The organism is Streptomyces sp. NPDC037301, assembly GCF_055602785.1.
The window spans coordinates 118,451-139,862 of sequence record NZ_JBVJWD010000009.1 but is presented as its reverse complement, the minus strand read 5'-3'; the positions used below and the strand labels follow the sequence as shown (position 1 = coordinate 139,862).

General features: G+C 69.8%; 24 protein-coding genes and 1 pseudogene. 15 read left to right on the top strand and 10 right to left on the bottom strand.

What is annotated here, in order from left to right; all coding sequences use genetic code 11:
- The first annotated feature begins 91 nt into the window (after window positions 1-91).
- Entirely contained in the window at window positions 92-814 is a 723-nt protein-coding gene (locus ACZ7IB_RS17285) for a TetR/AcrR family transcriptional regulator (protein ID WP_470913285.1), read from the top strand.
- A gap of 46 nt (window positions 815-860) precedes the next feature.
- Here ACZ7IB_RS17285 and ACZ7IB_RS17280 read toward each other — a convergent pair whose 3' ends face one another.
- Window positions 861-1,562, bottom strand: a complete 702-nt coding sequence (locus ACZ7IB_RS17280) for a FadR/GntR family transcriptional regulator (protein ID WP_470913284.1) — start codon at window positions 1,560-1,562, stop codon at window positions 861-863.
- 144 nt (window positions 1,563-1,706) lie between these two features.
- Between ACZ7IB_RS17280 and ACZ7IB_RS17275 the strand changes: the two genes are divergently transcribed.
- Complete coding sequence (locus ACZ7IB_RS17275) at window positions 1,707-2,216, top strand: gluconokinase (RefSeq protein WP_470913283.1); 510 nt, start codon at window positions 1,707-1,709, stop codon at window positions 2,214-2,216.
- An 11-nt stretch (window positions 2,217-2,227) separates the two neighbouring features.
- A complete protein-coding gene (locus tag ACZ7IB_RS17270) occupies window positions 2,228-3,625 on the top strand; it encodes a GntP family permease (protein ID WP_470913282.1) in 1,398 nt (465 codons plus the stop codon).
- 123 nt (window positions 3,626-3,748) lie between these two features.
- On the opposite strand, the gene ACZ7IB_RS17265 is transcribed toward ACZ7IB_RS17270, so the two are convergent.
- Both ACZ7IB_RS17265 and ACZ7IB_RS17260 read right to left on the bottom strand, forming a co-directional pair.
- Window positions 3,749-4,504: a cytochrome b/b6 domain-containing protein gene (locus tag ACZ7IB_RS17265; protein ID WP_470913281.1), complete on the bottom strand. Its 756-nt coding sequence runs from the start codon at window positions 4,502-4,504 to the stop codon at window positions 3,749-3,751.
- Window positions 4,446-5,111 carry a molybdopterin-dependent oxidoreductase gene (locus ACZ7IB_RS17260; RefSeq protein ID WP_470913378.1) on the bottom strand — a complete coding sequence of 222 codons (666 nt, stop codon included), beginning with the start codon at window positions 5,109-5,111 and terminating at the stop codon, window positions 4,446-4,448. The genes ACZ7IB_RS17265 and ACZ7IB_RS17260 overlap by 59 nt, the downstream gene beginning before the upstream one ends.
- A 216-nt stretch (window positions 5,112-5,327) precedes the next feature.
- Between ACZ7IB_RS17260 and ACZ7IB_RS17255 the strand changes: the two genes are divergently transcribed.
- Together ACZ7IB_RS17255 and ACZ7IB_RS17250 are read left to right on the top strand one after the other, a co-directional pair.
- On the top strand, window positions 5,328-5,777 hold the full coding sequence (locus ACZ7IB_RS17255; protein ID WP_470913280.1) for an ASCH domain-containing protein: 450 nt from the start codon (window positions 5,328-5,330) through the stop codon (window positions 5,775-5,777).
- Window positions 5,776-6,027: pseudogene (locus ACZ7IB_RS17250) on the top strand (ATP-binding protein); the annotation flags it as partial. The gene ACZ7IB_RS17255 and the pseudogene ACZ7IB_RS17250, both read left to right, overlap by 2 nt.
- An 80-nt stretch (window positions 6,028-6,107) precedes the next feature.
- On the opposite strand, the gene ACZ7IB_RS17245 reads toward ACZ7IB_RS17250, so the two are convergent.
- From ACZ7IB_RS17245 to ACZ7IB_RS17235, 3 genes are read right to left on the bottom strand one after another with little or no spacing between them, the layout of a single operon-like run.
- Entirely contained in the window at window positions 6,108-8,663 is a 2,556-nt protein-coding gene (locus tag ACZ7IB_RS17245; protein WP_470913279.1) for an FG-GAP-like repeat-containing protein, read from the bottom strand.
- Window positions 8,664-8,688: 25 nt separating this feature from the next.
- Entirely contained in the window at window positions 8,689-9,183 is a 495-nt protein-coding gene (locus ACZ7IB_RS17240; RefSeq protein WP_470913278.1) for a hypothetical protein, read from the bottom strand.
- Window positions 9,184-9,195: 12 nt separating this feature from the next.
- A complete protein-coding gene (locus tag ACZ7IB_RS17235) occupies window positions 9,196-9,627 on the bottom strand; it encodes a hypothetical protein (protein WP_470913277.1) in 432 nt (143 codons plus the stop codon).
- A gap of 192 nt (window positions 9,628-9,819) precedes the next feature.
- Between ACZ7IB_RS17235 and ACZ7IB_RS17230 the strand changes: the two genes are divergently transcribed.
- Window positions 9,820-10,476: a ScbR family autoregulator-binding transcription factor gene (locus ACZ7IB_RS17230; protein WP_470913276.1), complete on the top strand. Its 657-nt coding sequence runs from the start codon at window positions 9,820-9,822 to the stop codon at window positions 10,474-10,476.
- A gap of 30 nt (window positions 10,477-10,506) precedes the next feature.
- Here ACZ7IB_RS17230 and ACZ7IB_RS17225 read toward each other — a convergent pair whose 3' ends face one another.
- A complete protein-coding gene (locus ACZ7IB_RS17225; RefSeq protein WP_470913377.1) occupies window positions 10,507-10,911 on the bottom strand; it encodes a TetR family transcriptional regulator C-terminal domain-containing protein in 405 nt (134 codons plus the stop codon).
- A 19-nt stretch (window positions 10,912-10,930) separates the two neighbouring features.
- Here ACZ7IB_RS17225 and ACZ7IB_RS17220 point away from each other — a divergent pair, with 19 nt between their 5' ends.
- Window positions 10,931-11,491 (top strand): hypothetical protein, encoded by a 561-nt coding sequence (locus ACZ7IB_RS17220; RefSeq protein WP_470913275.1) that lies wholly within the window; start codon window positions 10,931-10,933, stop codon window positions 11,489-11,491.
- Between the two features lie 35 nt (window positions 11,492-11,526).
- Here ACZ7IB_RS17220 and ACZ7IB_RS17215 read toward each other — a convergent pair whose 3' ends face one another.
- Window positions 11,527-12,339 carry an AfsR/SARP family transcriptional regulator gene (locus tag ACZ7IB_RS17215; RefSeq protein WP_470913274.1) on the bottom strand — a complete coding sequence of 271 codons (813 nt, stop codon included), beginning with the start codon at window positions 12,337-12,339 and terminating at the stop codon, window positions 11,527-11,529.
- A 351-nt stretch (window positions 12,340-12,690) separates the two neighbouring features.
- Window positions 12,691-12,945, bottom strand: a complete 255-nt coding sequence (locus ACZ7IB_RS17210; RefSeq protein ID WP_470913273.1) for a hypothetical protein — start codon at window positions 12,943-12,945, stop codon at window positions 12,691-12,693.
- A 268-nt stretch (window positions 12,946-13,213) separates the two neighbouring features.
- Here ACZ7IB_RS17210 and ACZ7IB_RS17205 point away from each other — a divergent pair, with 268 nt between their 5' ends.
- Together ACZ7IB_RS17205 and ACZ7IB_RS17200 are read left to right on the top strand one after the other, a co-directional pair.
- A complete protein-coding gene (locus ACZ7IB_RS17205) occupies window positions 13,214-15,019 on the top strand; it encodes a bifunctional metallophosphatase/5'-nucleotidase (RefSeq protein ID WP_470913272.1) in 1,806 nt (601 codons plus the stop codon).
- Between the two features lie 222 nt (window positions 15,020-15,241).
- Complete coding sequence (locus tag ACZ7IB_RS17200) at window positions 15,242-15,619, top strand: GntR family transcriptional regulator (RefSeq protein WP_470913271.1); 378 nt, start codon at window positions 15,242-15,244, stop codon at window positions 15,617-15,619.
- Between the two features lie 177 nt (window positions 15,620-15,796).
- On the opposite strand, the gene ACZ7IB_RS17195 is transcribed toward ACZ7IB_RS17200, so the two are convergent.
- Window positions 15,797-17,452, bottom strand: a complete 1,656-nt coding sequence (locus ACZ7IB_RS17195) for an FAD-binding dehydrogenase (RefSeq protein ID WP_470913270.1) — start codon at window positions 17,450-17,452, stop codon at window positions 15,797-15,799.
- Window positions 17,453-17,656: 204 nt separating this feature from the next.
- On the opposite strand from ACZ7IB_RS17195, the gene ACZ7IB_RS17190 reads away from it, so the two are divergent.
- The 6 genes from ACZ7IB_RS17190 (at window position 17,657) to ACZ7IB_RS17165 (ending at window position 21,398) form a co-directional block, all read left to right on the top strand.
- Complete coding sequence (locus ACZ7IB_RS17190) at window positions 17,657-18,550, top strand: DMT family transporter (RefSeq protein ID WP_470913269.1); 894 nt, start codon at window positions 17,657-17,659, stop codon at window positions 18,548-18,550.
- Between the two features lie 71 nt (window positions 18,551-18,621).
- Window positions 18,622-19,251: a TetR/AcrR family transcriptional regulator gene (locus ACZ7IB_RS17185; protein ID WP_470913268.1), complete on the top strand. Its 630-nt coding sequence runs from the start codon at window positions 18,622-18,624 to the stop codon at window positions 19,249-19,251.
- Between the two features lie 29 nt (window positions 19,252-19,280).
- On the top strand, window positions 19,281-20,054 hold the full coding sequence (locus tag ACZ7IB_RS17180; RefSeq protein WP_470913267.1) for a glucose 1-dehydrogenase: 774 nt from the start codon (window positions 19,281-19,283) through the stop codon (window positions 20,052-20,054).
- 33 nt (window positions 20,055-20,087) lie between these two features.
- The gene (locus tag ACZ7IB_RS17175; protein WP_470913266.1) at window positions 20,088-20,609 is read left to right on the top strand and encodes an NUDIX hydrolase; all 522 of its coding nucleotides are present in this window, start codon (window positions 20,088-20,090) and stop codon (window positions 20,607-20,609) included.
- 85 nt (window positions 20,610-20,694) lie between these two features.
- Window positions 20,695-21,090 carry a YidH family protein gene (locus tag ACZ7IB_RS17170; protein WP_470913265.1) on the top strand — a complete coding sequence of 132 codons (396 nt, stop codon included), beginning with the start codon at window positions 20,695-20,697 and terminating at the stop codon, window positions 21,088-21,090.
- Window positions 21,087-21,398: a DUF202 domain-containing protein gene (locus ACZ7IB_RS17165; RefSeq protein ID WP_470913264.1), complete on the top strand. Its 312-nt coding sequence runs from the start codon at window positions 21,087-21,089 to the stop codon at window positions 21,396-21,398. Before ACZ7IB_RS17170 ends, ACZ7IB_RS17165 begins: the two co-directional genes overlap by 4 nt.
- Window positions 21,399-21,412: the final 14 nt, after the last annotated feature.

The window sequence follows — 21,412 nt, the reverse complement described above, 5'->3', positions numbered from 1 at the left end:
CTTCGCCGAGGGGCGCTCTTCGGCCCCGATGGCGGCACATCGAACTCTCCGACGGGTTCACACGTCAACGCTGTTGTCATAAGGTGCCGCCATGAGCGCGAGCGAGCGGGTGGTACCGGAGGGGGCGCGGCGCCGCAGGCGCCCCACCAAACAGGGCACGGTGCTGTCCGAGCAGCTGATCGTGGAGACGGCGTTGCGACTGATCGGGGAGCACGGGGCGGCGGCGCTCACCGTACGCCGGCTCGGTGCGGCTCTCGGCTGCGATCCCAGCGCGCTCTACCGGTACTTCCGGGACACGGACGAACTACTGCTCGCGGTGGCCGACGAGTTGATCGGCCGTACGTTGCGCACCTGGCGGCCGACGGGTGACTGGCGGGCCGATCTGCGCACCCTCGGCCTGCGGATGCACGCGGACTATCTGGCGCACCCTCAGGCGGCGACGCTGACCTGTGCACGGGTGACCGGCCGGACGCACGAGATCCGGTCGGTGGAGGCGATTCTCGGGGTGTTGCGCGGTGCGGGATTCCCGGATGCCGAGGCGGTGCGGATCTACCACGTCTTCGTGGACCAGACGCTGTCGTTCGCGGCGCTGGACGCGTCCACACTGGTGCTGTCGGAGCAGGCCCGTGCGCAGGAGGTGCAGACCTGGCAGGAGACGTATGCCCGGCTTCCGGCCGATACCCATCCGAACATCGCGGCGACCGCGGGCGGGCTGGTCGCGGAGATGGACCGCAGCGGCTATCCCGCGGCGCTGGAGATGGTGCTGGCCGCGGCCGCGGCCCGGCTGCAGCACGTACGTACGTCGGCACCGTAGGGACGGAGCTCGGGGAGCTGCGCGCGACGGCGCCGCGGTACGGGCCTCAGGGAGCGAGCACGTCCAGCTCGTGCAGGGCGCCCACCGCGATCTCCTTCGTCAGCCGCTCCGCCGCCACCGTGTCGCCCTCGCGCACGGCTTCGGCGAGCCGGACGTGGAGGGTGACCGCGGCCGGGTCGGGGTCCTCGAACATCACCTGGTGGTGGGTGCGGCCCGCCAGGACCTCGGCGACGACATCGCCGAGCCGCGCGAACATCTCGTTGCCGGAAGCGTTGAGCACGATCCGGTGGAACGCGATGTCGTGCCCCAGATAGCCCTCCAGCTGCTGGCCGCGCGAGGTGGCGACCATGCCGAGCGCGCACTCGGTGAGGGCCGCGCACTGCTCCGGGGTGGCGTTACGGGCGGCGAGGCCGGCCGCTACCGGTTCGATCGCTGAGCGGAGCACGGTCAGGGAGCGCAGCTGGCGCGGGCGGTCGGCGCCGGCCAGCCGCCACCGGATGACCTGCGGATCGTAGACATTCCACGCCTCGGTCGGCTGTACGGTCACGCCGACCCGGCGCCGGGACTCGACCAGGTGCATGGATTCGAGGACACGGACCACTTCGCGTACGACCGTGCGCGAGACGTCGAAGCGCTGGGCCAGCTCGTCGGTACGCAGTACCTGCCCCGGCCGGTGCTCCCCCGCGGCGATCTCCAGACCCAGGGTGTCCAGCACATGTGTATGCAGCCCAGGGCCCTGTGTGGTCATGAGCACAGCCTACGGGGCGCCCTTCAGGAACAAAAAGTACGACGTTTATGTCACAGCATCTTGAATAAGTCGTACGTATGGGTTTCAGTAGCGCGACGGACCGATGTCGAGGAAGACGTCGAAGAAGACAGCGAGGCACCACCAATGAGCACCCCCCACGTCGTCGTGGTGATGGGCGTTGCAGGGACCGGCAAGACCACGATCGGCCCCCTGCTCGCCGCCGAACTCGGCGTTCCGTACGCCGAGGGCGATGACTTCCATCCCGCGGCGAACATCGCCAAGATGTCGGCCGGTACCCCGCTGGACGACTCCGACCGGTGGCCCTGGCTCGATGCGATCGGTCAGTGGGCGCACGGCCGGGCGGGGCTCGGCGGGGTGGTGAGCAGCTCGGCGCTCAAGCGGATCTACCGGGACCGGCTGCGCGCCGAGGCCCCCGGTGCCGTCTTCCTCCATCTGACCGGCGACCGGGCTCTGATCGAGGAGCGCATGGCGGAGCGCAAGGGCCACTTCATGCCCACCGCACTGCTCGACTCTCAGTTCGCCACCCTGCAGCCGCTGCAGGAGGACGAGGCCGGAGTCTCGGTCGATGTGTCCGGCACCCCCGAAGAAATCACCCAGCGAGCCGTCGCCGCGTTGCGCCGGCTCGAAAGCTAAGGATCACCACCGTGACCAGTCTCAGCGTCGAGATGCTGGCAGCGGATGCCGTCGAACCGATCACTTCGGCAGGCAACGCGCAGTTGGGCATCGCAGTCCTGGCGGGCATCGCCGTCATCGTTCTGCTCATCACCAAGTTCAAGATGCACGCGTTTCTCGCGCTGACCATCGGCTCGCTGGCGCTCGGCTCGTTCGCCGGCGCCGCACCGGCCAAGACGATCGCCAGCTTCACCGCCGGCCTCGGCTCGACCGTCGCGGGCGTCGGTGTCCTCATCGCGCTCGGCGCCATTCTGGGCAAGCTGCTCGCCGACTCCGGCGGCGCGGACCAGATCGTCGACACGATCCTCGCGAAGACGAGCGGGCGGGCCATGCCGTGGGCGATGGTCCTAATCGCCTCGATCATCGGTCTGCCGCTGTTCTTCGAGGTCGGGATCGTGCTGATGATCCCGGTGGTACTGCTCGTCGCCAAGCGCGGCAACTACTCCCTGATGCGGATCGGTATCCCGGCACTGGCCGGACTCTCCGTGATGCACGGGCTGATTCCGCCGCACCCCGGCCCGCTGGTGGCGATCGACGCCCTCGGCGCCAACCTCGGGGTCACGCTCGCGCTGGGTGTGCTGGTCGCCATCCCGACGGTGATCATCGCGGGGCCGGTCTTCTCCCGTTACGCCGCGCGCTGGGTGGACATCAAGGCTCCGGAGAAGATGATTCCGCAGCGTCCTTCGGAGGAGCTGGACCGTCGGCCCAGCTTCGGCGCCACCCTGGCGACGATTCTGCTGCCCGTCGTGCTGATGCTGGTCAAGGCCCTGGTCGACATCGTCGTGGACGACCCGGAGCTGGGTGTCCAGCGGGTCACCGATGTGATCGGCTCGCCGCTGATCGCGCTGCTCGCGGCCGTCATAGTCGGCATGTTCACGCTGGGCCGGGCGGCCGGTTTCACCAAGGGCCGGCTCTCCACCACCGTCGAGAAGTCCCTCGCCCCGATCGCGGGTGTGCTGCTGATCGTGGGTGCGGGCGGCGGTTTCAAGCAGACCCTCATCGACGCCGGTGTGGGCCAGATGATCCTGGACTTCTCCAAGGACTGGTCGATCCCGGCACTGCTGCTGGGCTGGCTGATCGCGGTCGCGATCCGGCTCGCGACCGGTTCGGCGACCGTGGCCACCATCTCGGCGGCCGGTCTGGTCGCCCCGCTGGCCGCCGACATGTCGACGTCGCACGCCGCTCTGCTGGTCCTCGCCGTCGGCGCGGGCTCGCTCTTCTTCAGCCATGTCAATGACGCCGGGTTCTGGCTGGTGAAGGAGTACTTCGGCATGGACGTCGGCCAGACGGTGAAGACCTGGTCGGTGATGGAGACCATCATCTCCGTGGTCTCGCTGGCCTTCATCCTGCTGCTGTCGCTAGTCCTTTAGGGACTGTCCGGCGGATCAGGGTCGGGCAGGGCGCGGCGTATGGTGCGGCGCATCGCAAGGCGCCGGAACGTCCTAAGGTGGGGTCTCCCCTGCTCGAACGGAGTTGAGAGCTTGGGGAAGGAGCTATTCGGTCGTTTCGGCAACGCCGCGAGGTGCCGTGCCAGACGTCGCGCCCCCGGCCATGATCCGCCGGACAGGCCCTGACGAGCGGCTGCCCGCACGGTCCTCCCCCCACAGCGCATGCTGTGACCGTGCCCAATGGCGCTCGACCGACCCGGTGCGCATGCCACGGCGTGCCTCCGGGTCGGCGAGCGCCATTGCCATGTGCCCGACCAGCACGATCCCGATCGCGAGCGCCAGCCAGTCGTGGACGAAGGTCGCGCTCGTGCGCCACATCAGCGGTGCGAGGCCGGTGAACCACATCAGCGCGCCGGTGCCGGTCATCACCAGCACCGCGCCCGCGATCCAGGCCGCGTACAGCTTCTGCCCGGCATTGAACTTTCCGGCCGGACGCGCCTCGGGCCGGTGGTCGCGGCGCCATACGGCCCGCAGCCACTGACGGTCGTGCGGCCCGAAGCGGTTGAGCCGGGACAGGTCGGCCCGCAACGCCCGTGACAGCAGACCGGCCAGGAACGGTACGGGGGTCAGCACCCCGGACCACTCGTGCACGGTGACCACCAGATGGCGACGGCCGACGAGCTCGGCGAGCTGGGGTACGTACAGACACGCCGCACTCGCCACGCACAGGAGCATCAGCGTGGCGGTGGTGCGGTGCACCCAGCGCTCCGCACCACTGAAGCGCCGCACACGCTCCGCGGGGTCAGGTGGTCGGGGCGTCGTCACGGCCGTTGGACCGGCCGACCCAGGCGTCGACGTCATAGCCGAGCTCCTCCCAGTAGCCGGGCCGTACGGAGTCGGTGACGGTGATCCCGGAGAGCCATTTCGCCGACTTGTAGAAGTACATCGGGGCCACGTAGAGCCGGACCGGACCCCCGTGGGAGTGGGTCAGCGGCCGGTCCTGCATACGCAGCGCGACCAGCACATCGGCGCGGCGCGCCTGCGCGAGGGTGAGGCTCTCGCTGTAGGTGCCGTCGAAGCAGGTGAAGCGGACCGCCTTCGCCCCGGGCCGTACGCCCGCCGCGTCCAGCAGCGACGAGAGGCCTACCCCCTCGAAGGGAGTCCCGGGCACCCGCCAGCCGGTGACGCACTGGACATCGCGGACCATGCGGGTCTGCGGCAACGCCTTCAGGGCGTCCAGGGTGTACGTGGCCGGGTGGTCGACCAGCCCGTCGACGGTCAGCCGGTAGTCGTCCGCGCCTTTCTCCGGTACGGACGCGGCGACGGAGTAGTAGCGGAAGCCGCCGCCGTTGGGGAGCAGGCCGGTCAGGCCGGTGGGGTCTTTGTCGGCGACCGCGCCCAGCCCGGATTCCAGCGTGCGTTGCAGCACGGGCGCGGCGACGACTCCGGCGGCGCCGAGACCGAGCATGGCCAGGACGACACGGCGGCCCAGGGGCGTGCCTTCGGCGTCGGGAGGGCGACTGTTCACCCGACCATTCGAGCATCTGCGGCCGCAGGTCGCCAGGGGCTGCGGGCACCTGCCCGTACTCGATGCCAACTCCGTTCAGTCCCCGCACAGTTGACGACCCGCGATCGGGTGCGCGTCCCTGCGCCGCGCACGGCCGAACATGACAGACTTGGCGCCATGTCGAACCGTGAACCTCTCAAGCCCTTCCTGCTCACCTTCCCCGGCCCGCTGCGCGACCGGCTGGTGGGGGCGGTGCTCGCCGGGGCGAAGGTGTCGACGACCGGGCTGCTCGCGGAGTACGAGGCGGAGAAGGAGGAACTGCCTCCGGTGGGTGAGCGGTCCGCGCTGATCGATTCGGACGGCCGGGAGGTCGCGGTGCTGGAGGTGACGGAGGTGCGGGTGCTGCGCCTCGGCGACGTCGATCTTCAGCATGCGATCGACGAGGGCGAGGGCGACACCTCGGTGGCCGAGTGGCGCGCGGGTCACGAGAAGTTCTGGCACAGCCGGGAGATGCGGGAGGCGCTCGGCGACCCGGAGTTCACGGTCGACGACGACACCATGGTCGTCGCCGAACGGTTCCGGGTCGTCGAGCTGCTGGATCCCGTCGTGGGCGCGGCGGAACGGTAGGCGGGGTCCGCCGGTTTTCCACGCCGGCGGGGCGGGGATCTCGCGGCAGAATGTCCATGCCGGGCGCTTCTGGCGCTCCCCGTCGGCCCGCAGCCTCCCGGGCTCGGGCCTCGGCCTGTCGATCGTGGCCCGCACGGTCCACCACGCGGGCGGCACGATCGCCCTCACCCCGGCGCAGGGCGGCGGGACGGTGGCGACGCTACGGCTGCCGGGGGCGCCGACGCCGCCGCCGGAGGCGCCCCACTCATGACGAACTGCATCTGACTGCGTTCACACGGGGGCCGGGCATCCGCGTCACGACGGATGCCCGGCCCTTGTGTCATCGCTGGATCACAGGAGGTCCTTGTAGGCCCCCCAGTCGGTGGCGGTCGACATCTTCGACGGGGCGCCGAAGGTGCCGTCGCCCTTGCCGGGCCACTGCCACAGCTGGCCACTGCTGTCGACGCCGGCCATGTCGCCGTAGCGGTCGCCGTTGAAGTCACCGGCGAACACCTTGGTGACCGTGCCGAAGCCGTTCGGCGCCCAGGTCTGCCTGGTGCCCGTGCCGTAGGAGGCGTTGGGCGCGAGGGGTCCCGGGTTCAGTTCCAGGGTCGTCGCGTAGGGCATCCTGGCGATGTCCATGCGGCCGTCGCCGGTGACGTCCAGCGGGGAGAACTCGGTCTCCGAGCGCCATGCGTAGAGATACTCGTAGCCGGGACTCGCTCCCAGGGTGGCGTTGATCCCACCGTCCCCGTCGCCGGGCCACCACCAGATGGCGTCGTCGTCGTAGTTGCCCTGTTCCGAGCCCTGGCCGCAGGCAGCCGCGATGTCCGTCTTTCCGTCGCCGTTGAAGTCGGCGGCGAAGGCGACCCGACACGGCGCGTGGAGGCCCGGGTCGAAGCCGGCCTGTGTTTTATTCCGGTTGTCCATCAGTGGTTGAGCCGTCGTGCCGACCCCGCTGTTGCCGTCTCCGGCCCACCACCACACACGGCCACCGCCAAAGCCCCCGATGTCGCCGATCCCGTCCCCGTTGAAGTCGCCGGTGAAGACGTTGGTGTACGCGCTGCCGCGGCCGTCGGTCCACAGCATCCGCTTGCTCCCGAGGGTGCCGTTGCCGATGCCCGGGTAGAGGGCGAGATTGCCGTCCGTCTGGAGGGCCACGACATCGGACAGTCCGTCGGAGTTGAAGTCCTGCGGCGGGGTGATACCGGGGGTGACGTTATAGACACCGCAGGCCGGCAGCCCGGGGTAGGGCTCCGCACCCACACCGGTGATCTTGTCAGCCGGTACGAAACCCCAGCCCTGCCAGCCGGTCCAGCCCGACGCCGTATCGCCCTTGACGTAGTACCAAATGCGGTTCCCCGCGCCGTTCATGTCACCGCTGCGCCAGCACACGAAGCCGTGCGGGCCCGCCAGCAGCTGCCCGGTCGACTGCGCCGTGGTGTACGGCTCGGCCTTCACGTCGGACGCCAGGCTGTCACAGTTCATCTCCTTGGTGAACGACCTGCCGTCGGGGTCTGTATAGCTCACGTCCGTGACCAGGAAGCACTCGCCCTTGTTCGCGATCTCCACGGTGAACTTCGCGTAGGCCGTGAGGAATTGCCGGTCGCTGTCAGCCTTGGCACTCTCGGCGGCGAGGGAGGTCCGTACCCCCAGGTCCACAAGACTCGTGCCACTCTGCGCGGCAGCCTGCGCCGCGCTCGTCGCGCCCAGAGTCACCGTGCCCTTGGGGCAGGAGTAGGAGGAGTTCTTCGTCTTCCACAACGGCTGGTTGTTCCACGTCGTCGTGGCACCGGCGCGGCCTGTCTCCCACAGTTCCACAGGGGCGAGGGAACAGTCCCCCGTCCACCCCGAAAGATCCTTGAGGGACAGCGACGCGTTCAGCACCTGCCGCCCGGCCAGGTAAGGAACGTCCACCTGGAAGAACGAGCGCGTACGCGAGAACTTGCCATCGGTTCCCATGTAGTTCCCCATCCAGAGACGTTCAGTGTCCCAGTGGTGCCACTCGGGGGAGAACTCGTGCACCGCGTATGCGCCGGGCAGTTCCGTGCTGAACGACGGGTCCACGTAGACCGGGTAGGTGGTACCGGTGTCGGTCAGCAGTTTCTGGTCGGGGACGACCGTGAGGCTTTCACCCGCGGCCGTGGTCTCCATGACCGCCTGCTTCTTCTTCCCGCCCTTACCGCTGTCCCACATCCGGGGCGCCGGCCCGGAGAACGTCGTACGGCCCTTGGCGTCGGCCGCCTTCAGGCTCTGCTTCTCGTCGGCGGTCACCTTCAGGCCGTTCGACTTGATGCCGTACGTGAGTTTCCTCAACCCGGGGTTCTTCGCGGCCTTGGCGTCCTTGACCACCAGCAGCTGCTGGAAGCCCTTCGCATTCACCTCGACCTGGAGGTCGACTCCGGGCATCACCTCGGGGTACGTCGCCACCGCGCCGGCCAGCCTCGGCTTGGGCAGCTTGCCCGGCCAGCTGTACTCCAGCACGTGCATGTCGTCGTTGAGCCGGACCAGCGGGCCCGTGCCGCCGTCGGAGAGCTCGATGCCCGCCGCCGCGGCCTTGGGCGTCACACTGTTCTTGCCGACCACCAAGTCGGTGTCGATCGCGACCCACTTGCCGCCCTGACGTACCCGTACCGGCGACAGGTGCGTCGTCACGGTCAGCGTGCCGGACGGATTCGCGTACACCTCGGAGGTCTCGGTCCGCCGCTCCACGATCTCCACCGGCTCTCCGGAGGATTTCGCCTTCGCCAGCGGCGACACCTCGACGCCTCTGCCTGCCTCACCGGAGTCCGGGTCGGAGGCCGTCGCGGCTATTCCCAGCCCTGTTCCCAGGGTGGAAAGGGTCACGAGCAGACCGAGGGCGAGCACGGAGCTACGACCGCGCCCCCGCCCTGTGTCATTCCTCATCAGCATGGAAACTTCTCCGGATCTGTCAGTACCACGGGCAGCGGGGAAGCCCCGGGAAGGGATGCGGAATGCCGGACGGGGTCAGGAGTTTGTTGGACTCCATGGCCCCCCAGCCCTCGAAGGTCTCAAAGGGCGAAACCGCCGTGTCACCCTTCGTGTAGTACCAGACGGTGTTTCCGCCGGAATGCGGCTGACCTCGCGTCCAGCACACGAAGGTGCTCAGCGTGGACGTCTTCTTTCCGGTGAGCGGGCTGTCGTAGGACGCGCGCCCGTAAACGTTTCCGGCGAGGTTCTCGCACTTGACGTCGGTGCGGAAGACATTGCCCAGCCTGTCCTGCTGGAGAACGTTCTCCTCCAGCGCGCAGGTGACGGCGTGGGCGGTGCCTGTGTTCAGGCCGCTGGTCAGCAGGGGGAGGGCGAGGGCCGCCACGGTGAGGCCGCGGGCGGTACGGCCGACGCGACCGAGGCGGCCGAGACGGGACACGCCCTCCGGCCGGCTGTTGTCATTGGTTGCACGCATATGTATGGGCCCCTATCCCCACGAGCACTTCCGCAGCCCCGGGAAGGGCGCCTTGGTGGTGCCGAGCGCACTCGCCGGCATATAGCCCCAGCCCTGCTGGCCGGGGTTGTTCACGACTTCGTCGCCCTTGGTGTAGTACCAGACGCTGTTCTTCCCGGAGTGCGGAGCCCCGATCTTCCAGCAGACGAACCAGCTCGTGGTTTTCGTCATCCTCCCGGTGACAGGAGACCCGAAGAAGGACTGGGATGTCACGTCTCCGGGTGTGTTGGTGCAGTAGAGGTCGATGGAGAAAGACATCCCTCCCCAGTCGGCGTGCGGCGAATTCTCGCGGATTTCACAGCCGGGTTCGGCGGAGACAGCGGGGGCGCTTCCGACCACTCCCCATGCGCCGGCCATGGCGAATGCGGGTAGGCAGACCCACAGCCGGGTCCTTCTTGTTCTCATCCAAGCTCCCTGTGAGGCAGACCTCGCCAGGATGCCGGAGGTCCCTGACATGCCCCTGATGATCCGCCTCCGGGGTGATGACGCATGACCGTCCCACTAATACCGCACGGTCGGTATTAGTATCCTGGCACCCCAGCCGAACGACGTCCTGACCAGACGTTCAATCGACCCACACCTGACCAGGGGGTCCTGATGGCCAAGCAGCAGCGTGCGATGCATACACGTCGACTGATCCTCGACTCGGCCGCCACGATGATCGAACGCAACGGGTATACGGCGACCAGCATCGACGGCATCTCCACGACAGCGGGGACGACCAAGGGCGCCGTCTACTTCCACTTCCCGTCGAAAGGCGACATCGCCGCCGCCCTGTTCGACGAGGCGCACGACTCACTCCGCGCGATCGCGACCCGGGCCCGCGGCCCTGAGGCCTCGCCGCTACAGAGCCTGATCGACACGACTCATCTGCTCGTACGACAGTTCAACGGGGACCCCGTGACCCGAGCATGCATCCAACTCTCCTTGGAGTGCAACAGCCCGGCACCCCAGGCGCGCGCCTACCGGCTCACCTGGGCGAGCACCGTGCGGCTGCCGCTGGAATCGGCCGCCGCCCGCAGGGAGTTCAGAGAGGGCGTCAGCGCCCATGCCGTCGCCGCCCTCGTCATGTCCATGGGCGCCGGCGCTGAACTGCTCGCCGGACGGGAAGGCAGGATGTTGCGACCGCACATGACGACCGCGATGTGGCGGGTGATCCTGCCGGGACTGGTCACCCCGAAGTACGCCGCGACCCTGCACCCAGAGGGCTCCCCCGGGATACAGCTCGCGGATCCAAGTCCTCAGGCACGCTGAGGCGCACCGGACGACTCCGCCGGGCGATCGTCAGCCCGCGGAACCAGGGACTTCCGGGCCGTCGGGGAACTTCACCGCACCCTCCGGCTTCAGGCGCCGCAGCGCCTCCGGCATGGCCAGGCCCGGCAGCACCACCCGCCAGAAGGCAGTGATCCGCTCATCCAGGTCCTCCCGCTGTGTGAGCACCTGGGCCATCAGCTGCGTTCCCGTGAAGAGCGCGACGATGAGCTGGGCCACGGCCGGCACGTCCACCTCGGGGCGCAACTCCCCTTCCGTACGAGCCTGCTCCAGGAAGGCCTGCGCCGGCTCGACCCAGCGCAGATAGGGCTCCGGGTCCGGCTCGGTGAACGACCCCTGTTCGATGACCAGCCGGATTCCGGCGCACACCAGGGGCACATGCTTCAGCGCGTGGGCCACCGCATGCGCGGAGTCGATCGCCTGCTGCAGGGGAGAGTTGCAGTCGAAGCTGCCCTATGGCCGAGAACTGCGCCTCGATCACCCCGCGGGCCAGTTCCTCCTTCGCGCCGCCATCGCCGAGGTGCCGGCCTCTTGCCCGGCGGCCGTCATGGTCGTACGGACCGGCCCACGCATCCCGGTGGTCACCGGGACCCTCGGCTCAGGAGCGGCACTCCTGGGCCTCACCCGGCTGGGCCCCGCAGAGGGTTACGGCGCCTACTGGTGGCCGCTCGCCCTCCTCGGTACGGGCATCTCGCCGGCCGCGGCGCCTGCCACGGTGACCCTCCTCGGTGCCGTACCGGTGGCCTGGGCGGGCACCGCCTCAGGGGTGTCCAACACCTTCCACCAGCTGGGCAGCCTCCTCGGGGTGGCGGCCTCCGGGGCGACGGTGTCCGCCCAGGGGCTCGTGTCCGGTACCGCCTCGGCGCTGCTCCTGGCCGCGGGTCTGGTGCTGACGGCGGGCCTGCTCGCCCTGGCGCTGCTGCGGCGTCACAGGGAAGCGGGTGCCGCCGACGCGCATCGGGCGGAGCAGGACACCGGGGTGGCGAGCGGCGTGTGAGCACCACCACCGGCGCCGTACTCAACCCCGTACGGTCACGCCACGGCGGACCGGCGCGGGATTCCCCGTCCCCTCTCGTGTGGGAGCACGTCCGCCATGTCGTGCTGGAGGATCGCCTGCATCCGCGACTGCACGGTGGGCGTCGGATCCAGGCCGAGCTCGCCACGCAGTGCGGTCCGCAGCCGCCAGTAGACGTCGAGTGCCTCGGCCGGACGGCCGGAGCGGTACAGAGCCACCATCAACTGCTCGGAGAGCCGCTCGTGCAGCGGGTACAGCATGGTGAGCCGCCGCAGCTCCGCGACCGTGCCGGCGTGCCGGCCGCCGCGATGCTCCAGCTCGATCTTGTCCTCCAGGGCGAGCAGCCACTCCTCGTCGAGGCGGGCAGCGGTGCTGCCGCACAGCACACCGCCGCCGACGCCCTCCAGCGCGGGGCCACGCCACAGCCCCAGCGCCTCCTCAAGGGCGGCAGCGGACCGGGCCGGGTCACTGGTCATCAGCCCGTGCGCCTCGGAGCGCAGCGACTCGAACTCCCGGAGGTCGACCGTCTGGTCGTCCAGCCAGAGGCTGTATCCCGACTGTTCGGAGACCAGCCGCTCGCGGGCGAAGCCCGATCCGCACCAGGCGTCCAGCGACCGTCTCAGCCGGGTGACGACGGCCTGCAGGGCGTTGTCGACCTGGGCTGGCAGATCGTCGCCCCATATTTCCCCGATGAGTTGGTCCTTGGAGACGGAGGCCCCTTCACCGAGCAGGAGCAGGACCAGGAGGATGCGCTGGCGTCCCCCTCTGATGTTCGCCGGCCGGCCTTGCACCCGGACCTCCAGGGGACCGAGCAAGTTGAAGCGCACCACGACTGCCACCCTTCCACGGAAGCTGACCGACAGTAGCGAGCGTGCGACCGTCGGTACATCGTCAGTAGAATACCGACGGACCGGTTTGCTGGTGTAACAACAGTTCAGGTGGCTGTAATCGATCGGTGCACAAGGCGGGTGCGGCGTGAAAGCCCCACGCGAGCGGACGACCCACCCCGGCGCGATCCGGGGGGGGGCAAGCCGCCGTAAAGGCCCGTCAGAAGCCCGCGGACTCCGTGCGGACGCCCCTCTTCGTCCTAAAACACGCCACAGATCCCGCCCGGCATCGCCTCGGCCCGAACCGCGTCCAGCATGGCTCGATCATGTCTGAACCGTCCCACGCGGCGGCCGTCATCGCGCCGTGCACCGCGAGGCCCGGGCGGCGGCGCTCGTCGTGACGCCGCCGTGTGCGACGTCGGTCGTCGTGGAGCAGAACATCGGTGAGGAGTACCCGGCCTGTGGCGTCCCGGCCGCCGACATGCCGTCCGTCTCGGCGGCGGAGGCGATCAGGGAGAGGACCTCCTGGACCTGCTCCGGGGTGAGCTCGTCGACGATGTCGATACGGCGGCCCGACTCGATGGCTGTTGTGGGAGCTTCAGTCGTCATACAACGGTGGGCCGTTCAGCGGGTGTCATTGGGGGCGCCGTCGAGTGATGGCAACCAGGTCGTAACCCGTACCCCTCTATTGCGCTACGCGCGTTGACCTTAGGCTGCGCTCGGCAGACCAGCGGCCATGGCCTCACCGCCTGGAGCTTCCCGGGGGAGGAGTGGGGGTGGACGGGGTGACGAGGCGCCAACAAGCCCGCATTGCCGCACTTTTCGCCATGACATGGCACTGCCGGATCCATCGGGCGTGCAGGGAAGAAGGAGACAGATGTCAGAGACTCGTCACAAGAAGCGTGCGGGGCGGCGGATACTCGTCACCGCCGCCGGACTCGCCACCGCCGGTGCTCTCGTGGCCGCCATGCCTGCCGGCGCGGCACAGGGCAACGGGCCGAGCAACGGCAAGGGCATCGGCCGTACCGTCGACGTGCAGCTGCTCTCCTTCAACGACCTGCACGGCAACCTGGAGCCGCCGGCCGGCTCTTCCGGCGAGGTCCACGAGCACGGCGCCACCGAGGGCATCAAGGCGGGCGGCATCGAATACCTGGCCACCCACCTGCGGGACGCCCGCAAGGGCAACCCGTACTCGATCACCGCCGCCGCCGGCGACATGGTCGGCGCCTCCCCGCTGATCTCCGGCCTCTTCCACGACGAGCCCACCATCGAGGCGCTCAACAAGCTCAAGCTCGACGTCACCTCCGTCGGCAACCACGAGTTCGACGAGGGCGCGGCCGAGCTCGCCCGCCTCCAGAACGGCGGCTGCCACCCGACGGACGGCTGCGCGACAGAGGGCAGCACCTACCAGGGCGCCGACTTCCCGTTCCTCGGCGCGAACGTCACCGGCGAGAAGACCGGCAAGCCGATTCTCGACCCGTACTTCATCTGGCAGAAGAACGGCGTCAAGATCGGATTCATCGGCGTGACCCTGAAGGGCACGGCGAACATCGTCAACGCCGAGGGCATCAAGGGCCTGAAGTTCGGCGACGAGGTCGAGACGATCAACAAGTACGCCAAGGAGCTGGAGGGCAAGGGCGTCAAGTCCATCGTCGCGCTCATCCACGAGGGCGGGCTCCCGGCCTCCGACTCGTACAACTACGACTGCGACAGCCCCGGCCCCGGCGACGGCATCTCCGGCCCGATCGTCGACATCGCCAAGAACATCGACCCCCAGGTCGACGCGCTGGTCACCGGCCACACCCACCAGGCGTACGCCTGCACCATCCCCGACCCGTCCGGCACGCCCCGCACGGTGACCTCCGCAGCGTCCTTCGGGCGGCTCTACACCGACACGACGCTGACCTACGACCGGAAGACGAAGGACATCGTCCGTACGGCCGTGACGTCCGCCAACCATGTGGTGACCCGTGACGTCGACCGGGCGAGGGACATGGAGCAGCTCGTCAAGGAGTGGGGTGCCCTGGCCGCGCCCATCGCCAACCGCCCGGTCGGCCACATCTCCGCCGACATCGAGGGCCGCGGCTCGAAGGCGTACGAGAAGCCGCTCGGCAGTCTGATCGCCGACGCCCAGCTGGAGGGCATGGCCCCGGCCGACAAGGGCGGCGCGCAGATCGCCTTCATGAACCCGGGCGGCATCCGCTCCGACTTCGTGCACGAGGGCCCGGACGGGGGCGAGGGCGACGGCGTCCTGACGTACGGCGAGGTGTACACCGTCCAGCCGTTCACCAACATGATGACCGTCCAGGACCTCACCGGTGAGCAGATCGTGACCGCGCTCCAGCAGCAGGTCAGCGGCCGCAACGAGGAGTCCCCGAAGATCCTCCAGGTGTCCGGGGGCTTCACGTACACCCTGGACCTCACCAAGACCGGCGCCGACCGGATCGAGGCCGCGTCCGTGAAGCTGAACGGCGAGCCGATCGACCCGGCCACGACGTACCGCGTCGCCATGAACGAGTTCCTGGCGGGCGGCGGCGACGGCTTCGCGGTCTTCACCGAGGGCACGAACAAGCTGGTCGGCGCCTCCGACCTGGACGTCCTGCTCGACTATCTGGCGGCCCACTCCTCGGCCGACGCGCCGATCGCGCCTCCGGCGGCGGGGCGAATCAACATCGTGCGGTGACGGTGGCTCTCCTGCTGTAGGGGGGGGGGGGGGGGGGGGACACACCCCCCCCCCCCCCCCCCCCCTTTTCCCCCCCCCCCCCCCCCCCCCCCCCCCCCCCCCCCCCCCCCCCCCCCGCCGCCTTATGCGCGCTTGTGCACCAGCCGTCACGCATACCTCTCCCCGCTCATGGCTCGTTACTGATGAACCGTCAGCCCACAAAGGCTGTCCGGGTCTTGCCGGTTGACAGCGGGCCGGCGCAGCGGCGTCGCCGCCTACCTCCAGATCGTCCAGCAGACGAAACAGGCCCTCCGGATGGGCCTCCTGGAACCCGGCGACCGCCTGCCCACCGCACGCGAGGTCGTCGAAGCGACGGCCATCAATCCCAACACGGTCCTCAAGGCCTACCGCGAACTGGAACGCGAAGGCCTCGTCGAAGCCCGCCGCGGCCTCGGCACCTTCATCCGCACCACCCTCGGCACCGCCTCCCCCGCCGACTCACCCCTGCGCGGCGAACTCGCCGACTGGGCACGGCGGGCGCGGGCGGCGGGGCTGGAGCGGGAGGACGTGGCCGCGCTCTTCACATCCGTACTGAAGGAACACTTCGAGGGGGACGAATGACCGGCCCGGTCATCGAGGCCGAAGGCCTCGGCCTGCACTACCGACGGCGCCGCAAGGCCGCCTGAGCGCTGAAGGACCGTACCTTCACCCTGCCCGTCGGCCGGGTCGTCGCCGTCGTCGGCCCCAACGGGGCGGGCGACGGCCGGGGTCGCCGGGACAGCGGGACGCCCGGGGTGCCTAGGAGGTCGCCTGCGCCGCCGCGCGGCCCGCCGCGCGGCCGGAGAAGATGCAGCCGCCGAGGAAGGTCCCTTCCAGGGAGCGGTAGCCGTGCACCCCGCCGCCGCCGAAGCCTGCCGCCTCCCCCGCCGCGTACACACCGGGCAGGGGCGTGCCGTCCTCGGTCAGTACCCGTGAGGACAGGTCCGTCTCCAGTCCGCCGAGCGACTTGCGGGTCAGGATGTTGAGCCGTACCGCGATCAGCGGGCCGGCCTTGGGGTCGAGGATGCGGTGCGGCGCCGCCGTACGGATCAGCTTGTCGCCGAGATAGGTGCGGGCCCCGCGGATCGCGGTGATCTGGAGGTCCTTGGTGAAGGGGTTGGCGATCTCCCGGTCGCGTGCGGTGATCTCGCGGCGCAGTTCGGCCTCGTCGATCAGCGGCTCGTCGGTGAGCGCGTTCATCCCGCGGACCAGTGCGCCGAGGTCCTTCTCGACCACGAAGTCCACCCCGTGGTCCATGAAAGCCTTCACCGGGGCCGGTACGTCCGCGCGGGCCCGGCCGATCACGTCACGGACCGACTTTCCGGTCAGGTCGGGGTTCTGCTCGGAGCCGGAGAGCGCGAACTCCTTGCCGATGATCTTCTGGTCGAGGACGAACCAGGTGTGGTCGTGGCCGGACTTCATGATGTGTTCGAGGGTGCCCAGGGTGTCGAAGCCCGGGAAGAGCGGGACCGGCAGCCGCTTGCCGCGGGCGTCCAGCCAGAGCGAGGACGGTCCCGGCAGGATCCGGATGCCGTGCCTGGCCCAGATCGGGTTCCAGTTCTCGATGCCCTCGGTGTAGTGCCACATCCGGTCGCGGTTGATGTGGTGGGCGCCCGCCTCCTCGGTGATGCCGAGCATGAGTCCGTCGACATGGGCGGGGACACCGGAGAGCATCTTCGCGGGCGGGGTGCCGAGCCGCGGGGGCCACTGCTTGCGTACGAGGTCGTGGTTGCCGCCGATGCCGCCGGAGGTGACGATCACCGCCTGGGCCCTGAGCTCGAAGCTGCCGGACGTCACCCGGCTGCTCGCGGTGCCCCGGGCGGCAGCGCTCGGCTCCAGGATCTCGCCGGTCACCGTGTCGACCGTGCCCGCGGTGCGGCCGAGGCCGGTGACCCGGTGGCGGAACCTCAGCTGGACGAGGCCCTTGGCGACGCCCGCGCGGACCCGGCGCTCGAAGGGGGCGACGACACCGGGGCCGGTGCCCCAGGTGATGTGGAAGCGGGGTACGGAGTTGCCGTGGCCGGTCGCGTCGTAGCCGCCGCGCTCCGCCCAGCCGACGACGGGGAAGAGCCGCAGCCCCTGGGCGTGCAGCCAGGAACGCTTCTCACCGGCCGCGAAGTCGACGTACGCCTCGGCCCACTTCCGTGGCCAGTGGTCCTCCTCGCGGTCGAAGCCCGCCGAGCCGAGCCAGTCCTGGAGGGCCAGCTCATGACTGTCCCTGATCCGCATCCGGCGCTGCTCGGGCGAGTCGACGAGGAAGAGACCGCCGAAGGACCAGTGCGCCTGGCCGCCGATCGACTGTTCGGGCTCCTGGTCGAGCAGGATCACCGAGCGGCCCGCGTCGACCAGCTCGGCGGTGGCCACGAGACCCGCGAGCCCCGCCCCGATAACGATCACATCAGCGTCGTACGCCATGGGTTCCATCCTTGTCGGGGCGATCCGGTCACGGCCACGGTGGAGGTCCGGCTCGGACACCGGAAGTTACTCGTGCGTCAGATCCTCTGCATCGACCGCCACGGCGTCAACCGCCCGGTCGGCGGCACTCCGGCCGCACCCGCAGGGCGCAGGCGCTATCGTCGAAACAAATCACCCACTTCTGGCCTGACTCGAGGTAGAAGCGTGTCGGTGCTGGTCCTCGTGCTCGCCGTGAGTGCCGCCTGCTGCCTGGGATTCGGTTTCGTCCTGCAGCAGGCCGCCGCTTCGCACGCCCCGAGGAGCGACTATCTCTCCTTCCGGCTGCTGCTGGACCTGATGCGGGTGCCGAGCTGGCTGGCCGGGATCGGCCTTATGGTCTGCGGCATGGCTCTGGGCGCCCTGGCCCTGGGCAAGGGCGAGGTATCCGTCGTCGAACCCCTGCTGGCGACCAATCTGCTCTTCGCGATGACCCTGTCGCGCCATCGCACGGGGCAGCGGCTCGGCGGGCAGGGCTGGGCCGGGCTCTGGCTGCTGGCGGGCGGGGTCGCCGCCTTCCTGCTGGCGGGCCGGCCGCAGGGCGGCGAGGCCGTGACCAGTCCGCTGCGGCACTGGCTGGTCGTCGGCGTGGTCGTGGGCACGGCCATGCTGCTCACCGCCTTCGCCAAGCGCTCGCAGTCCGGGGTCGCCCCGGCGCTGCTCGCGGTGGCGGCCGGACTGCTGTATGGACTCCAGGACGCCCTCACCCGGGTCACCGGCGAGCGGCTGTCCGACGAGGGCTGGTCGGCGCTGGTGACGGCGTGGCAGCCGTACGCGGTGGTGGCGCTGGGGGTGACGGGTCTGCTCCTGGTGCAGAGCGCGTTCGAGACGGGCCCGCTGCGGGTCTCACTGCCTCCGCTGACCGCATCCCAGCCGCTGGCCGGGATCGCCTGCGGGGTCGGCTTCCTCGGCGACCAGCTGCGTACCGACACCGGCGCGCTGGCCTGGCAGGCGGTGGGCCTCATGGCGATCGTCGTCGGGATCGTGCTGCTGGGACTGCATCCGGCGATGCCGGAGGGGCCGGTGGGCGGGCGCCGGGAAAAGAGCCTCCAGCCGAACTGACCGGCGTCTGTCCGGTCACAGGGGGCCGTCCGCCCTGGTTATTAATAATGGCCAGCATTAGAGTGGCCGACATGACGAGAACGTCAGGGCAAGAGACCAGGGACAAGCTGATCCGCGCGGCCGAGGAGATCTTCGCCGCGCAGGGCACGGACGGCGCCCAGCTGCGGGACATCGTCCGGCTGGCCGGGCAGAGCAACCCCTCCGCGGTCCAATACCACTTCGGCTCCCGGGCCGGGCTGCTCGACGCGGTGATGGACGGCCGCCAGACCCGTACCGAACAGGTGATCGCACCGCTGCTCGACGAGCTGGCCGGGGACTGTGGCGTACGGGAACTGCTCACCGCGCTGGTGACGGCCGAGGCGAGCCTGCTCGCCGACGACCGGGGCCGCCGCTGTCTGCGGATCTCGGCCCAGCTCAGCCATGAGACCGGGCTGCGGACCGGCCGGTTGCACCCCGCCCTGGACGGCACCGCCTACGGGCGGCTGATCGGCCGCATCGGGGACTGCCTGGGCGCACTGCCCGGGCCCGTGCGCCTGGAGCGCCTGGACCTGGCGCTCACCCTGATCGGCGCGGCGCTGGCCGACCGCGCCCGCCAGGGTCTCGACGGCACCCGGCCGCTGACCGGCGAGGAGTTCTTCCTCGCCGATCTCGTCGAGACCACCACCGCGTTCCTGCACGCGCCCGTGCCGGGCGGCGCGTGAACCACCCGCACCACATGAAGGACAGTGTCATGACCGACAAGAACAAGCTCAGCGACAAGACCGTCATCATCACCGGCGGCGCCCGGGGCCTGGGCGCCGAGGCCGCCCGCCTCGCCGTTGCGGGCGGCGCCCATGTGGTGATCACCGATGTGCTCGACGACGAGGGCGCCGCCACCGCCGCCGCCCTCGGGGCGCAGGCCCGCTTCATGCACCACGACGTGACCTCCGAGAAGGACTGGCAGCGCGTCGCCGAATTCGCCGTCGCCGAGTTCGGGCGGATCGACGGCCTGGTCAACAACGCCGGCGTATCGACCGGTCAGCCGCTGGAGACCGAGACGGTCGAGCACTTCCGCAAGGTCATCGACATCAACCTGACGGCCGTCTTCATCGGCATGAAGACGGTGATCCCGGTGATGAAGGAGAACGGCGGCGGTTCCATCGTCAACATCTCCTCGGCCGCCGGTCTGATGGGCCTCGCCCTGACCTCCAGCTACGGCGCCTCCAAGTGGGGCGTCCGCGGTCTGACGAAGGTCGGCGCGGTGGAGCTCGGCACGGCGAAGATCCGGGTGAACTCCGTGCACCCGGGCATGGTCTACACGCCGATGACCGCGTCCGTCGGCATTCAGAAGGGCGACGGCAACTACCCGAACACCCCGATGGGCCGGGTCGGCGAGGCCCCGGAGATCGCGGAGGCCGTCACCTTTCTGCTCTCGGACGCCGCCTCGTACATCACCGGCGCCGAACTGGCCGTGGACGGCGGCTGGACCACGGGGCCGACCGTCAAGTACGTCATGGGCCAGTGATCACTGTCAGCGGCCTGATGTTGGATGAGGGGCATGACTCCTTCTGACGAGATCCTGGACATCGTCGACGAGAACGACGTGGTCGTGGGGCAGGCCCCGCGCGGTGAGGCGACCGCGCGGGGCCTGCGCCATCGCTGCGTCTTCATCGAGGCCAGGGATGCCGCGGGCCGGCTCTTCGTGCACCGCAGGACCCCGACGAAACTGGTCTTCCCGTCCCACTACGACATGTTCGTCGGCGGGGTGGTCGGGGCGGGCGAGTCGTACGACGAGGCGGCGCTGCGGGAGGCCGAGGAGGAGCTGGGGGTCTTTGGGCTCCCGCGCCCCGAGCCGCTGTTCAAGTTCCTCTACGAGAGCGCGGAGCACTCCTGGTGGAGCCACATCTACCAGGTCCGGTGCGAGCTGCCGGTGAATCCGCAGGTGGAGGAGGTCGCCTGGCACACCTTCCTCACCGATGCGGAGCTGGAGCAGCGGCTCGACGACTGGGAGTGGGTGCCGGACGGCCTGGAGACGTACCACCGGCTGCGCGCCTTCCGGGCGGGCGGGGCGGCCTCCTGATCCGGGGCCCGGTCACCGGCCGGTCCGGGGTTCCCGTCACCGGTCGGTCCGGGGTCCCGGTCACCGGCCGGTCTAAGGTTCCCGCGTGAAGGAATTCGTACAGAGCCTGCGGCTGTGGTTCGCGCCGCAGCGAATCCGCGAAGAGGGCGACACCCCCGACTACCGGTTCTCGCTCGCCAACGAGCGCACGTTCCTCGCCTGGATCCGGACGGCTCTCGCGCTGATCGGCGGTGGTTTCGCGGTCGACCAGTTCCTCCCGGAGCTGGTGTGGGGCATCCGCGCGGGACTGGCGCTCGCGCTGCTCGCGGCCGGTGTGCTGTGCGCGCTGAGGGCCATCAATCACTGGGTGCGGTGCGAGCGGGCGATGCGGCGCGGGGAGGATCTGCCGGTCTCCCGGTTCCCGACGCTGCTCGGTCTCGCCGTCGCCGTCGTCGCCGTGGCGATGGTGGTGGTGGTCCTCTTCGGCTGGGAGGGCCGGTGACGGCCGACGGGCGCGACCCCGGACTGCAGCCCGAGCGGACCAGGCTGGCGTGGCGGCGTACGACGCTGTCCTGCACGGTGGTGGCGCTGCTGGCGGTCAAGCAGGCGCTGCACAAAGGGGCGAGCCCGGCCGGGATCGTCGCCGTGGCGCTGAGCGCGCTGGCCTGGCTGGGTTTCCTGCTCGTGGCGCACCGGCGGGTGCTCGGGATGGGGACCGCGCGGCCGCAGCCGCTCTCGACGCGCGGTGCGCTGACCGCGGGGGCGTGCACGGTCGCGCTCGCGGTGTTCGCCGCGGCCATGCTGTTCTGAGGCCCGGCACCGGG

Bases quoted from the DNA above. Each gene is read 5' to 3' on its own strand.
- ACZ7IB_RS17210 (WP_470913273.1), bottom strand. From the start codon at position 12,945: ATGACGACTGAAGCTCCCACAACAGCCATCGAGTCGGGCCGCCGTATC.
- ACZ7IB_RS17240 (WP_470913278.1), bottom strand. From the start codon at position 9,183: ATGCGTGCAACCAATGACAACAGCCGGCCGGAGGGCGTGTCCCGTCTC.
- ACZ7IB_RS17235 (WP_470913277.1), bottom strand. From the start codon at position 9,627: ATGAGAACAAGAAGGACCCGGCTGTGGGTCTGCCTACCCGCATTCGCC.
- ACZ7IB_RS17280 (WP_470913284.1), bottom strand. From the start codon at position 1,562: ATGACCACACAGGGCCCTGGGCTGCATACACATGTGCTGGACACCCTG.
- ACZ7IB_RS17260 (WP_470913378.1), bottom strand. From the start codon at position 5,111: ATGCTCGGTCTCGGCGCCGCCGGAGTCGTCGCCGCGCCCGTGCTGCAA.
- ACZ7IB_RS17205 (WP_470913272.1), top strand. From the start codon at position 13,214: ATGTCAGAGACTCGTCACAAGAAGCGTGCGGGGCGGCGGATACTCGTC.
- ACZ7IB_RS17230 (WP_470913276.1), top strand. From the start codon at position 9,820: ATGGCCAAGCAGCAGCGTGCGATGCATACACGTCGACTGATCCTCGAC.
- ACZ7IB_RS17195 (WP_470913270.1), bottom strand. From the start codon at position 17,452: ATGGCGTACGACGCTGATGTGATCGTTATCGGGGCGGGGCTCGCGGGT.
- ACZ7IB_RS17285 (WP_470913285.1), top strand. From the start codon at position 92: ATGAGCGCGAGCGAGCGGGTGGTACCGGAGGGGGCGCGGCGCCGCAGG.
- ACZ7IB_RS17275 (WP_470913283.1), top strand. From the start codon at position 1,707: ATGAGCACCCCCCACGTCGTCGTGGTGATGGGCGTTGCAGGGACCGGC.
- ACZ7IB_RS17255 (WP_470913280.1), top strand. From the start codon at position 5,328: ATGTCGAACCGTGAACCTCTCAAGCCCTTCCTGCTCACCTTCCCCGGC.
- ACZ7IB_RS17245 (WP_470913279.1), bottom strand. From the start codon at position 8,663: ATGAGGAATGACACAGGGCGGGGGCGCGGTCGTAGCTCCGTGCTCGCC.
- ACZ7IB_RS17265 (WP_470913281.1), bottom strand. From the start codon at position 4,504: ATGACGTCGACGCCTGGGTCGGCCGGTCCAACGGCCGTGACGACGCCC.
- ACZ7IB_RS17185 (WP_470913268.1), top strand. From the start codon at position 18,622: ATGACGAGAACGTCAGGGCAAGAGACCAGGGACAAGCTGATCCGCGCG.
- ACZ7IB_RS17180 (WP_470913267.1), top strand. From the start codon at position 19,281: ATGACCGACAAGAACAAGCTCAGCGACAAGACCGTCATCATCACCGGC.
- ACZ7IB_RS17175 (WP_470913266.1), top strand. From the start codon at position 20,088: ATGACTCCTTCTGACGAGATCCTGGACATCGTCGACGAGAACGACGTG.